The 12,293-nt window shown below is 31.1% G+C and carries 13 protein-coding genes; 3 read left to right on the forward strand and 10 right to left on the reverse strand.

The genetic code is table 11. The annotated features are described in order from the left end of the window. Window positions 1-36 precede the first annotated feature (36 nt). Window positions 37-960, reverse strand: a complete 924-nt coding sequence (locus tag ACFS5M_RS06140) for an alpha/beta hydrolase (protein ID WP_183486831.1) — start codon at window positions 958-960, stop codon at window positions 37-39. Between the two features lie 475 nt (window positions 961-1,435). Here ACFS5M_RS06140 and ACFS5M_RS06145 point away from each other — a divergent pair, with 475 nt between their 5' ends. Beyond that, window positions 1,436-2,101, forward strand: coding sequence for a M15 family metallopeptidase (locus ACFS5M_RS06145; protein ID WP_183486833.1), 666 nt, complete (start codon window positions 1,436-1,438; stop codon window positions 2,099-2,101). Here ACFS5M_RS06145 and ACFS5M_RS06150 read toward each other — a convergent pair whose 3' ends face one another. Together ACFS5M_RS06150 and ACFS5M_RS06155 are read right to left on the reverse strand one after the other, a co-directional pair. Beyond that, a complete protein-coding gene (locus ACFS5M_RS06150; protein WP_183486835.1) occupies window positions 2,102-3,088 on the reverse strand; it encodes a hypothetical protein in 987 nt (328 codons plus the stop codon). Between the two features lie 102 nt (window positions 3,089-3,190). Next, the gene (locus ACFS5M_RS06155) at window positions 3,191-3,538 is read right to left on the reverse strand and encodes a DUF6249 domain-containing protein (protein ID WP_183486837.1); all 348 of its coding nucleotides are present in this window, start codon (window positions 3,536-3,538) and stop codon (window positions 3,191-3,193) included. A 139-nt stretch (window positions 3,539-3,677) separates the two neighbouring features. Here ACFS5M_RS06155 and ACFS5M_RS06160 point away from each other — a divergent pair, with 139 nt between their 5' ends. Together ACFS5M_RS06160 and ACFS5M_RS06165 are read left to right on the forward strand one after the other, a co-directional pair. Beyond that, complete coding sequence (locus ACFS5M_RS06160; RefSeq protein WP_183487301.1) at window positions 3,678-4,268, forward strand: RNA polymerase sigma factor; 591 nt, start codon at window positions 3,678-3,680, stop codon at window positions 4,266-4,268. Further along, complete coding sequence (locus tag ACFS5M_RS06165) at window positions 4,249-4,662, forward strand: hypothetical protein (protein ID WP_183486839.1); 414 nt, start codon at window positions 4,249-4,251, stop codon at window positions 4,660-4,662. Before ACFS5M_RS06160 ends, ACFS5M_RS06165 begins: the two co-directional genes overlap by 20 nt. Here the strand turns inward: ACFS5M_RS06165 and ACFS5M_RS06170 are convergent. The 7 genes from ACFS5M_RS06170 to ACFS5M_RS06200 form a co-directional block, all read right to left on the reverse strand. Further along, entirely contained in the window at window positions 4,659-5,981 is a 1,323-nt protein-coding gene (locus ACFS5M_RS06170) for a hypothetical protein (RefSeq protein ID WP_183486841.1), read from the reverse strand. The two genes, ACFS5M_RS06165 and ACFS5M_RS06170, sit on opposite strands and share 4 nt — an antisense overlap. Before the next feature lie 52 nt (window positions 5,982-6,033). Beyond that, on the reverse strand, window positions 6,034-7,275 hold the full coding sequence (locus tag ACFS5M_RS06175; RefSeq protein WP_183486843.1) for a DEAD/DEAH box helicase: 1,242 nt from the start codon (window positions 7,273-7,275) through the stop codon (window positions 6,034-6,036). A gap of 66 nt (window positions 7,276-7,341) precedes the next feature. After that, entirely contained in the window at window positions 7,342-8,373 is a 1,032-nt protein-coding gene (locus ACFS5M_RS06180) for a transglutaminase domain-containing protein (protein ID WP_183486845.1), read from the reverse strand. Continuing rightward, entirely contained in the window at window positions 8,374-8,814 is a 441-nt protein-coding gene (locus ACFS5M_RS06185) for a carboxypeptidase-like regulatory domain-containing protein (protein ID WP_183486847.1), read from the reverse strand. Between the two features lie 108 nt (window positions 8,815-8,922). Continuing rightward, on the reverse strand, window positions 8,923-9,504 hold the full coding sequence (gene miaE, locus ACFS5M_RS06190) for a tRNA-(ms[2]io[6]A)-hydroxylase (protein ID WP_183486849.1): 582 nt from the start codon (window positions 9,502-9,504) through the stop codon (window positions 8,923-8,925). A gap of 23 nt (window positions 9,505-9,527) precedes the next feature. Then, on the reverse strand, window positions 9,528-11,357 hold the full coding sequence (locus tag ACFS5M_RS06195) for a Xaa-Pro dipeptidyl-peptidase (RefSeq protein ID WP_183486851.1): 1,830 nt from the start codon (window positions 11,355-11,357) through the stop codon (window positions 9,528-9,530). Between the two features lie 207 nt (window positions 11,358-11,564). Then, window positions 11,565-12,149 carry a Crp/Fnr family transcriptional regulator gene (locus ACFS5M_RS06200; RefSeq protein WP_183486853.1) on the reverse strand — a complete coding sequence of 195 codons (585 nt, stop codon included), beginning with the start codon at window positions 12,147-12,149 and terminating at the stop codon, window positions 11,565-11,567. Window positions 12,150-12,293: the final 144 nt, after the last annotated feature.

The raw sequence follows: 12,293 nt of genomic DNA on the forward strand, positions 1-12,293 counted from the left end.
AGACGCTTTTCTTTTTTAGTATATGTTGTGTTTTTTTTATTTTATGAAATTAACAATGCGTTCTATGACTTCAGGGTTTATTTTTCTGAAAGCTTCATTATATGATTTTGAATTTTCTAAATCATCACCTTCGATAGTAAAAAGAATATGGTTCATATTTTCTATAATAACTAATTCTGCATTATTTGACGCTTCTTTTAACAGATTAGCTTCAGCGACACTTACTTGTAAATCTTTTGTTCCATTAATTAGTAGAATAGGCATATCAAGCTCTTTAATTAAACTCTGCGGATTGTATTTCATCCAGTTACTCATAAAGGGTTGAATAGAAACATCAAAAATTGAAGCAAGTGCAGGAGGAAAATCTGTTGTTGTTTTATGCTGTTTTAAGATGTCAAAAACTTTTTTTGAATCTTCAGTATACATTGGTGCTGTTTTTTCTATTTGTTCTAGTATAACGGCATCAATAGATTGACCAGCACCTGCTAACGAGATAAAACCATTAGCTCTAGCTTTAGCAGCTAACATTCCTACTAAACTCCCTTGACTATGTCCAATAATATATATTTTGGAAAAGCTGTTTTTTTCTTTGAAATGGTCAATTATTGAAATTGCATCAGTGACAAAATCATCAAACATCATGTTTTTGTCTACTTTACCCTTTCGTATTTGTTTGACAATACGCTTATCATACCTAAACGTAGCTATTCCTTGATTTGATAAGCCTTCTGCTAATTTTTTAAGGGAATTGTTTTTTAAAAAATTTTGATTTCCATCTCTATTAGTAGGGCCAGAACCAGCTATAATTATAGCTAGAACCGACTTAGAATGATCAAGAGGAGTTAATAACGTACCATCAATTAAATCATTAATAGCGATTTCTTCTGAACTAAAAACCTTGTCTTGTGCACAGACAGAAAGACTAAATAAGAAAGTAATAATTATAAATTTAAGCTTCATATAATTTATTTTTATTATAAAGTTAATCAAACAAAATGCCAACCCATTATTTACGTAAAATTAGATTATTTAAATTTTATAAAGATCATTTAAAGGCTGTTTTTTTATGTTAATAAACGTGCATTTCATCGATAATATTGATTATTTTGACTTTAAATGTTAAAAAAACGTGCATTTCATCGAAAATAAATACACTTAAACGTTATTTTTCAAATATAATTTTACATTTGAAGTGTACTAGAAATTTACTTTTTAGTTCAATGGATTAATTAATTAATATTTGCATTATGTTGATGATACTAGAGACCCTAAATCTGACCCATAATAAAAATGCAAATTATAAGAACCGAGGTTGAGGGACCTCGGTTTTTTTTATGTTATAATTTCACATTTTATATGTTAATGCTTATTTGATTAACGGTAACTTTATCAGATAATTATATTTTTCTCTAAATTAGCATTTAAAGAACTCACAATGAAATTTAAGAATTTGCTTTTATTGTTCCTGATGCATTTAACAGCATTTGCTCAGCTACCTGACGGATTTGTGTACGTTGAGGATGAGATTTTAGATATTCAATTGGAAATGCGTTACTGTTTGAATAATAATTTCGTTGGTCAACCTATTGATGGATATCATGCTGAAGTTTGTATTTTAACTAAAGAAGCCACTCATGCTTTAAAAAAGGTTCAAGAGGCCCTGAAAAAACAAAACTTAGGGCTTAAAATTTTTGATGCTTACAGACCACAACGTGCAGTAAATCATTTTTCTAAATGGGCCAAGAATGTGAATGACACCTTAATGAAACAAGAATTCTATCCTGAAGTTGATAAGCGTAATTTGTTTAATGAAGGTTATATTGCTTCGCGTTCTAGACATAGTAGTGGAAGTACGCTAGATCTAACTATAGTTGATTTATTAACAGGAGAAGAGCTTGATATGGGAACACCTTACGATTATTTTGGAAAAGCTTCTTGGTTGTTACATGAGGCGTTAACTGAAACTCAAAAGTCCAATAGAATGTTGCTACACAACACCATGATTAAATTTGGGTTTAGGCATTATCCCCAAGAGTGGTGGCACTTTACATTGCGAGGAGAACCTTTTAAAAATCAATATTTTGATTTTCCTGTAGAGTAATTATTCTTCTTCTTTGTAGACCTGTAAGCCTAAGCCAATACCATAATTATTTAAACCAGCTTTTAATAAATTAGAGTTGTCTATATTTTTTTCGTCAAACAAAACCCATTGATTATTATTTAAAAAGATGCGTTTTACATAGGTTTTTGGCGTATCAATGGCATCAGTAAATGGAAGTAAAGGTCTAAATGTGGTTGAAATCTTAACAATACCTTGTTTCGTTTTTATTTCTCTGTATTTTTTATTGGGTAATAATTTGCCAGTTTTATCTGTATAACCTAAAACTTGAAGTGATACAAATAGGCCTTCCTTTGGTATAAAAATGTCAGAGTTAGATACATCTAGTTCAAAAACACTTTCACTCGCTTCAGTAACTCGAAAAACAATTTCATCATAAGTAATAACATCACCAGGAAGTCCATTATTGTTTTCATAAAAATGAACTCTAAATAAAGTCGAAAACGGAATTTTATTAGAGGTCTTTGTTTTGCGTTTACTCCAATCTTTGGCTTCAACCTTAATAGGAAGAAACAAGGTGCTTATTTTTTTTGCTTTTGAAGGATTTTCGTTATTGAAAAATACAGCAATTTCACTCTCTATAGTTGGTAACCAGCACTTATAATAATCGTCATGTAACGTAGGTTTTAATTTTTCAACTTTAGATTTCCCTTTAGGTTTAAATCTTAATAATACTTCATCTAAAGCATCTTGAAATGGAGTTAATTCTATTTCTTTTGAAAGGTTTTCAGTAGGAATATCAAGACTTTTATAGCCTAAAGCCGAAATGTAAATAGTATCAATATCTGAATATAGTTTTTTTGTAAAAATAAACTGACCTTCATCATCTGCAAAGATGCCATTTCCATTTCCAAATGAAATTGTGGCATAAGAAACGGGTTCACCATTCTTTTGATCTAGAATTGTAGTTTGACTAAAAATACTAAGACTCGTAAAAAGTAGGATTATAAATCCAATATAAAGCTTCATTAATAATGAAATTTAATGTTTGAATGCTAAAGATACATTATTAAATAAAAAAAACTGCTAATGATGAGTTAGCAGTTTTAATGATTGATTGGTTGTTAAGTGCTATTCCTTGTCTAAATCTTTGGTCATTTTAAAGCCGATGAATAGTCCAATTCCAGCCATAAAGAAAATGGTAGCAGGGTAAACAGCTTCTTCATCTAAACTGGTATAGCTGTCTAATAAAGAGGCTATAAAAACACCAATTCCAATTCCCATTAATAATAAGGCTGCATTTAGTATTAGCACTTTCCAGATAGGAGCTGTATGGCCTTTTCCCTTCATGAAAATACTAGCGTCAGCACCTTTTTCAATAAGGGCTAAGCGTTCTTTATTGCGTGTTGAGAAGTATAAATAAAATACTCCAAAGATTGCACCAAATATAATTGGTATAATTATTAATTCTGATCCCATAATTGTTAGTTTTTAATTGATTATTTTTAATGTGTTCTTAGCTTAAGACGATAACTTTTAAATGATGGTTACAACTTTTCCAAAATATTTTCTTTTCTCGTTTGTAACCAAGCCTAATGATTGGTCGTCAAATGCACAAATGACCACCAACAGCGACCAAATATTAATTCATAGGATAATGAATGGCGATACACAAGTATTCGCTGTATTGGTTGATCGTTATAAGGATTTAGTATTTACTCTAGCGTTGAGAATGATGAAAAATAGGGAAGAAGCTGAGGAAGTGTCTCAAGATACTTTTATAAAAGTTTTTAAATCATTAAAAAAATTTAAAGGCGACTCTAAGTTTTCAACGTGGATTTATCGCATTGCTTATAACACGAGTTTAGATCGATTAAAAAGTCATAAACGTAAGCAGCAAACCGTTGAAATTAATGAATTTACAGAACATCAAGTCAAAACCATAGATGATGCTTTAAACATGATGGAAGTACAAGAACGTCAGCAAGCAATTCAAGACTGTTTGCAATTATTGCCATCTGAAGATTGTGCTTTATTAACCTTATATTATTTTGAAGAATTATCGTTAGAGGAAATATCTAAAGTGGTTAATTTGAAAGCAAACAATGTAAAAGTGAAATTATTTAGAAGCCGTAAAAAGCTGGCCGAAATTTTAAGAGTAAAGTTAGAACCAGAAATAATAGAGAGTTATGAAAGCACACGAAGATAAAGCAATAGAACGATTAGTGAGAAAAGTGATGCAAGACACTGAATTAAAATCACCATCAGAAGATTTTACAAGTCAGATAATGTCTCAAATTGAAGCTATAGAATCTAATACGATTACAACATACAAACCTTTGATTTCTAAGCGTGTTTGGAGTGTTATTGGTTTTGCTATTTTGGCGATTAGTGTTTATTTGTTTATAATAACACCTTCTAATGAAACAAGCTGGTTTAGTCATGTTAATTTTGAAAGCCTAACTAATAATAGTATTATACATACTGTTTCTAGTTTTAAAATGTCAAAAACATTAATGTATGCCCTTGTCTTTTTGTCAATAATGATTTGTGTGCAGATTCCTTTATTAAAAAATCATTTTGATAAACGATTTGAAGTTTAGTCTAAATAATACCAAAACGGAATTTTCGAGACTTCCCTAGTCGTTGTGTCATTTTTTTCAACAATTAACCTATTAATTTCTAGAAGGTGTTTTCCTTCTAGAAGTCTTTTAGTACTTATGTAGGTTTCAAAGCCAAGGTTTCCTTTTTTACTTTTTGAAATGATAAAATTAGAGTCAAATGATAAAGTGTCAATATTAATTTTATAAATAGCATTGAAAGTCTTTAAATACTCTCTACGTAAGCTATCTCTTTTATTAGTGCTCACCATTTTGTTGCTAAAGGTAATATCTGATAATAACCCTCTTTTGTCTTTTTCGGGTTCTAAATCAGGGTTAAAATCAAAAATTCTATCTTCAATATTATCATTAAAAGCCACAAATATTTTAATAAATGGATCAGTTATAATTTTAGATTGAATAACAACATCTTCAATAAGACCATTATTTACTTCAACTAAATCTTCATAATTATCATTGTTTGATATAAAATCATTAGACGATGCAGTTTCACTTAAGTAATTAGAATAGTTATAGCGAACAGAAGTCATTAATAAAATAATAAAATAAATAGGGACAAGGGTGAAACTTAATCGTCTTCCAAATTTATTATCTAAGAAATTATAAACTAGTGGTCGATATAAAAATGATAAAGTTATAAAGCCAAAAACCCAATAAACAGGGAAGTAGAGTTTTGATAACCATTTTTTCTTTTTTAAGAACCCTTGCGTTACAAAATCAATAAAACTAATGAGCATGCCAAGAATTATAAAAATCATCAGTGTAATACCAACACCTTTAGATAACCAAGTAGGTAAATCTTCATTACCAATAATAAAATTGCCTATCAAGCCAATGGCAATTATCGTAAAAGTAATGGCTAAAACATAAAATATAAGGAGAAAGGAAATGGCAAAAATAATACTACAATAGTTTTCTAAGGTCCCGATATATTTGTCAAAAGACCCTACTTTCTTTTTGAGGTAATTCGTGAATTTTGCGCTGTAATTTAATTCGTCATATTCAATATCTCCAGAGACATATCTTAAGCCTAGTGCTCCAATCCATAGTCCACGCAAGAGTACATGAAGTAATAAATTAAAAATAAGAATAGCGCAAGAAATCTGTGCGACTATCGATATCACAAACTTATACATTTGTTGCGTGTTCTTTGATTCAAGAACGCTTTCTGAAATGGCTGGAAATGCAGTGAAAAGCCCAAAAATGGCAAATCCAGAAATTAGAAGTTCTAATTGCCAGCTTTCTTCTTGAAGTTTTGAAAGTAGTTTTTTGAATGCTGGATTGTTATAATCTTGACTCATAATGCGTTGATTTCATCAGAAAGATATAACTTTTTTTAGAATTTATAAATGTCTAATACCAACGCTTCTTTTTCTTTTTAGAGGCTTCACTTTTTCGTCCTTTTTTATGTTTGCTGCCTGTTTTTTTAGATTTATGTTGAATGGGTTTTGCTTTCGGATCTAAAGGATAAGGATGCTCTTCCTCTATAGGAATTTGAATATTAATTAATTGCTGAATACTTTTAACATAAGTCTTTTCATCTGCAGAACATAAAGAATATGCGTTTCCAAAGTTTCCAGCACGACCAGTTCTGCCTATACGATGTACATAAGTTTCAGGTACGTTAGGTAAATCGAAATTCACAACAGCATCTAACTCATTTATATCTATACCTCGTGCAGCAACATCTGTAGCAATAAGTATATTAACGTAGCCACTTTTAAATTTATTTAAGGCATCCTGGCGTAAGTTTTGTGCTTTGTCACCATGAATGGTATCTACCTTATATCCATTTTTGAGCAGTGTTTGCTCTAATTTATCTACACCGAATTTAGTACGTCTAAAAATTAAAATATTACCTTTTATAGTATTACGAAGCAAGTGCAGACATAATTCTATTTTATTGCGCTTAGGCACGTAATATAAGGCCTGACTAACATTTTTTGCTGCTGAAGATGTTGGCGTGACTTCAATACGTTTAGGGTCTTTTAAGATTGTATTTGCAAGTTGCTCTACCTTATAAGGCATTGTTGCAGAAAATAATAATATCTGTTTGCCTTCTGGACATAAACGTTCTATTTTTTTTACATCGTCTATAAATCCCATATCAAGCATTAAATCGGCTTCATCCAAAACAAGCGTTTCAATATAATCGAGATTAATACAGTCCTGTTTATGTAAATCTAACAAACGACCAGGAGTTGCAATAAGAATATCGACGCCTTTTTTTAGCACATCTTTTTGTGGTTCTATGCTTGTACCACCAAAAATAACTGTACTGCGTAAGTTGGTGTTTTTAGCATAGGTTTTAAAATTTTCTAGTATCTGTATAGCGAGTTCTCTAGTTGGACTTACAATTAGTGCACGAATTTTTTTTCCTTTTTTTGGAGCATCTTGTTTGTCAAATAGCAATTGAAGTATTGGCAATGCAAAAGCAGCCGTTTTTCCAGTTCCTGTTTGAGCCGAGCAAATCACATCTTTTTTGTCTAAAACAAAAGGAATCGTTTTTTCTTGAACCAAAGTCGGATTATCATAACCTGCTTCAGCAATGGCACGAAGTAAAGGTTTATTAATTTGTAAGTCTTTAAATGACATGTGCTTTATTTGTAACAAAGGTAAGTTTTTTAGTTGCATTTTACTTCAAATTAATAGTATATACTACTAATTAAGCACAAGTAGTTGTCTTTTGTCCTTAGTGACGTTTATAGTATAAGTAGCAACAATGTCGTTGCCAATTTTTAGGTGGACATCATAAAGCCCTTTATGTTTAAACTGATGTTTAAAGCTGATGATTCCATGTTCAGTTTTAAGATCATAAATTTTTAAGGATATTTCTTTAATTCCTAAATATTGTATTAAAGCAATTTGACCTAAAGACGTCTGTTTTAAGGGTTTAAAGCTAAAGTTAATTTCTTCGTTTGTTGTTGCTGAAGAGTTTAGCTCTTTTGGGCTAATAGGTATTATTTTATGCAAAAAAGTTTCGCCATAAACTATTGGTGATGCTACAAATTCAGTATTTATTAAAGCCTCATCTAATAACCATTTTTTTTGAATTGGATAATGACTTTGCGCAAATAAAACTGGATCTGTTAAAAAATAACCATCATTATAATCCTGTACAAAATCATCCGTTTCAGTCGAATATCCACTAGACCAAGTCGCATCACATAAATACCATTTGTTATTTAATTTTACGGCGTTCCATGAATGATTTGCTAATTCGAGTTTCTCAATATTGCTATTTACAGTTCTTCCATAACCATTAACAATTTCACAATCTATATTAGCCAAAAAACACAATTCTTTGATGAGGTAGGCATAACCAGTGCACATGGTTTTTTTATGTTTCACTAATTTTTTAAAAGCTACTTTTTTATATTGATTACTCCACTTTATATAAGCTAGACTATCATTTTTAAGTTTTATAAGCTTTTTTTCTACTTTGTGATCTTGGCTAGCATCTCCTTTTATGTTATTACAAACCCAAGAATAAATAGCCCTAAATTTTTCAACTTTTGTTGGAAGATTAAACGTCAAGTTGTGTACTAGTAATGGCAAATTATTTAAAGGAGCACCTTCATTTAATTTAGCAATATTATCAGCTCTTGTAAAATCTATAGTTTTAAAATCTGATACTTGAGCATTTGAGCTATTTATAATTAGAATTGATATGAAAAGGAATATCTTTTTCATTTAATTTCTGTTAGATGAATATACTTTTTTTGTTGCCATTTTAGTCATGATAACAACTTCGGTCATATTCATATCTATTTTTAGTTCAATTTTTGAAGTTGAATCTTCATCATTGATAGCTACTTTTTGAGGTTTTAAGCCAATATAGCTAAAGATTAAAACATCTCCTTTTTTAAGTTTTTGAGGAAATTCAAAATTTCCATCTATGTCTGTAACGGTTCCTATTCGCGTACCTTCTAAAACAATATTAACACCCAAAAGAGGAGCGTTTTCATCTGAAACATTCCCTTTAACAATAATATTTTTATCACTTTCAGGAGTTTTTTTGGTGTCTTGTGCCTGTGTTGTAGAAACAGAAAAAAGCATTAAGCATAAAAAGGCAATAGCTGTTAAATATTGAATTGATTTACTTTTTTGAGATTTTGTGTTATAATTTTTCATAATATATAGTATTAATGTTATTATGCATCAAACCTAAATATCTATTGCGAATAAAAAAAGGTGCATTTAGTTAAAGCTGCTTTTCAATGAGTAAAGCTAGATTATAATTTAGCCATGTATAGTCTCTTTTTTACCATAACTTTTAATAAGTTCACCTTCAAATTGTAGAAATTCTTCCCAGCGTTTATCAACATTGACATTTTGTCCATACTGCCTTGCAAAACCAATAAATGTGGTATAATGCCCAGCTTCACTAATCATGAGTTCATGGTAAAATTTAGCGAGTTCCTTGTCTTTTATCGTTGTAGATAATAGCTTGAAACGTTCACAGCTTCGGGCTTCAATCATTGCCGAAAATAGAAGTCTATCAACTAAGCTTTGATGTTTATTACCTCCTTTAATAATGAATTTAAAAAGCTCATTAACATAACTGTCTTTGCGTTCTGGACCTAGTTTGTATCCTCTTGCTTTAATAATGTTATGCACCATTTGAAAATGTTCCAATTCTTCTTGAGCGATAATGAGAAGTTCAGTAACTAAATCGACATGTTCAGAATTTAAGGATACCAATTTTATGGCATTAGTTGCAGCTTTTTGTTCACACCAAGCATGGTCTGTTAAAATTTCTTCTAAATTAGATTCAGCAATATTAGCCCAACGTGGATCAGTTTCTAATTTTAAACCTAGCATTTTTGTGTTTTAATTTTATCTATTTATTCTGTTGCTTTTTTAAAAGCCTCAATTCCGCCAACAACAGGAAGTGTTATGCTTGTTTTGTCTAAGTCTGTAGTTAATTCTGTTCCTGGTTTAGGATGAAGTGTAAATTCTTTATCACTTGAAAAAATAATTAAACCAATTTGCTGCCCAGTTCTAATAATTTGGTCGTCAGGTTGAAGTTTAAAAGTCAAGTCGTAAAACTCACCAGGTTTTAAAGGTGAACTTTCTGTTAATGACTTAGAATTTTGTGGATCTGCCCAACCACGAGTAATAATATTGTCTGTTATAATTTTTGAATCGTTTTCCCATGGTAAAGATACAAGCCACACAGATAAATTTACTGCAGGCTTATTGCTTGATACACTAATGGTTATTGAAGCTTCACCAGATAGATGTAAGTCTTGGGTTAGTGTTGGCGTTACAAATAGCAATCTGTTTTTAGAGTTTTCGGCTTGCGCATGTTCTTTTCCAGAGATATTAAAATCGTCTATTAGTGTCTCTCTCCCTTGGTTCTTATTTTGTTTTGTTGTTAATGCGCCAATTTTATTTTCACTTTTATTTAAATGAAGTGTTACAGGTTGCGCCTTAGTGTTTGGATACGCATCATAAGCTGTTGGGTTGTCGTGATTATCATTTTCTCTAACAATCCAAGCTTGAGGATCTTTTTCAACACCATTTTCAATACCATGAAGATATCTAGTAAACCAACGGTTCATCATTGTTATTGGAGGTGGTCCACCATGTCCATTTTGATGGTAATAAATTTGAGTAGGCAGGCCTTGTTTTTTTGCTTGTTCGTAAATTCTGTAACTATGTTCTGGCATCACATTCCAATCATTAAATCCGTGAGACATTAATAAAGCGGCTTTCATGTTTTTCATATGATTTAAATAATCGCGTCCAGCCCAAAAATCATTATAATCTCCAGTAAGTCTATCCATGCCATTCATCATTTCAGTATCTCTAACTGTTTTATTGTTGTATGGACGTTTACTTTCATCTCCACTATGAATAAAATCATATAAAACATCAATGTCTTCACCTAAATAACCACCAGGAGAGCGCACTAAACCATTTGACCTATAGTAGTGATAATATGAGGTGTTAGGTGCAATAGGTATAATAGCTTCTAAGCCCTCTACACCTGTGGTTGCCGCAGCTAGAGGAAGGGTTCCGTTATATGAAGTTCCTGTCATTCCAACTTTTCCAGTAGTCCAAGTAGCTTCAACAGTTTCATTGCCATCAGGAGATGTGTACCCTTTTGCATGACCATTTAACCAATCTATAACAGCTTTAGGAGCAAGTGATTCATTTTCTCCACCAACCGTAGGTGCGCCTTGAGATAAACCTGTTCCTGGAGAAGAAGAATGGACTACAATATAACCACGAGGCACCCATTTCATAAGATGAGAGTTAGAAATTATAGGACGTTTACCAGTGCGAACAACTTCAGGGTGTACTCGTTCTTCATTAGCGGGTTCACCTAGTTCATGTTCTACATTCCACATCACACCATTTACATCTCCAGCTACACCTGCGAAATATGGACTAGTTACATAAATGACAGGAAGTTTCAAGCCTTCGGTATCTGTTTGACTTGGTCTTGTTACAGATACATGCATGCGATCGAGTTTATCATCACCATCTGTATTAAATGTGGTTTCGACCCAAAGGTCGTGTCTTATCCATTCTTTATAATCACTAAAACCTTCTACTATTTGAGCTTCTCCATTTTCAAAAATAGGAACTGTTTTTTCTTGTGCTATTGTGGTTGTAATGCATACCGTAAATAAAAATAAAGCGAAAAATTGATGTTTTTTTGTCATGTTATAAGGTGATAGTTATAAGCTAACAAGTTAATAATTTTTTGTGAGATGGTTGTGATAAAAATAGGGTTAAAAAAAGCGCAAGTTGAAGAACTTGCGCTTAATTAGCTATTAATAGGGATTAAGTTTATAGTGTTTATAACACTTATAAGGAACTGCAAAATTACAGGAGTAACTCTGAAAAAAAATTGATGTATGTTAATAAATTTAATTGTTAACTAATTCCTTTCTAATTCTACTTAGACTTTCTGTAGTGATTCCTAAATAGGAAGCGATATGATAATTTTTTAAATGAACTTCAATGTTTGGATAGGTATTAATAAAATTAGTGTAACGCTCAGCAGCAGATTGTGATAAATTTATTATCGTTCTTTTTTGAAATGAAGCAAATGCTCTTTCTAGTTTTTTTCTAAAGAAAGACTCAATTTTAGGGATTTGTTTATATAAAGCATCTCGATCTTTTTTTGATAGTTCATACACAATTGTATTGCTAATGGCTTCAATATTAAGAATTGCTTTCGTGTTATTAAAAAAGGCAGTTGCATCACTAATCCACCAATCATTAACTGCAAATTGTACTGTATGGTCTTTTCCATTTGAATCTACATAATATAATCTTAAGCAGCCTTCTAAAACATAATACTGAATGTTTCCTTTCTCATTTGCTTTTAGAAGCTGTTCCCCTTTTTTATATTCTACTTTATGAAATACAGATTCTATATTTTTTATTTCTTCTTTGGAAAAAGAAAGGTTTTTAAAAATAGCTTTAACTATAGAACTGTCGAGTTGCACTTAAATGTAAAATTGGTTAGCTTAAAGTACATAATGCTTTCTAGATGATGGTAGTGTAGCCGATGTTCTCTTTATAAATTAGATTATCGGTTTTAGAGGTAAGAAAAAAACCACTTCAATTGCGAAGTGGTTTTGACTTTTAAA

The organism is Lacinutrix iliipiscaria, from assembly GCF_042686125.1.
Taxonomy (GTDB): Bacteria; Bacteroidota; Bacteroidia; order Flavobacteriales; family Flavobacteriaceae; genus Oceanihabitans; species Oceanihabitans iliipiscarium.

Coding starts and splice junctions, on each gene's coding strand:
- ACFS5M_RS06140 (WP_183486831.1), bottom strand. CDS start 960: ATGAAGCTTAAATTTATAATTATTACTTTCTTATTTAGTCTTTCTGTC.
- ACFS5M_RS06145 (WP_183486833.1), top strand. CDS start 1,436: ATGAAATTTAAGAATTTGCTTTTATTGTTCCTGATGCATTTAACAGCA.
- ACFS5M_RS06150 (WP_183486835.1), bottom strand. CDS start 3,088: ATGAAGCTTTATATTGGATTTATAATCCTACTTTTTACGAGTCTTAGT.
- ACFS5M_RS06155 (WP_183486837.1), bottom strand. CDS start 3,538: ATGGGATCAGAATTAATAATTATACCAATTATATTTGGTGCAATCTTT.
- ACFS5M_RS06160 (WP_183487301.1), top strand. CDS start 3,678: ATGACCACCAACAGCGACCAAATATTAATTCATAGGATAATGAATGGC.
- ACFS5M_RS06165 (WP_183486839.1), top strand. CDS start 4,249: ATGAAAGCACACGAAGATAAAGCAATAGAACGATTAGTGAGAAAAGTG.
- ACFS5M_RS06170 (WP_183486841.1), bottom strand. CDS start 5,981: ATGAGTCAAGATTATAACAATCCAGCATTCAAAAAACTACTTTCAAAA.
- ACFS5M_RS06175 (WP_183486843.1), bottom strand. CDS start 7,275: ATGTCATTTAAAGACTTACAAATTAATAAACCTTTACTTCGTGCCATT.
- ACFS5M_RS06180 (WP_183486845.1), bottom strand. CDS start 8,373: ATGAAAAAGATATTCCTTTTCATATCAATTCTAATTATAAATAGCTCA.
- ACFS5M_RS06185 (WP_183486847.1), bottom strand. CDS start 8,814: ATGAAAAATTATAACACAAAATCTCAAAAAAGTAAATCAATTCAATAT.
- miaE (WP_183486849.1), bottom strand. CDS start 9,504: ATGCTAGGTTTAAAATTAGAAACTGATCCACGTTGGGCTAATATTGCT.
- ACFS5M_RS06195 (WP_183486851.1), bottom strand. CDS start 11,357: ATGACAAAAAAACATCAATTTTTCGCTTTATTTTTATTTACGGTATGC.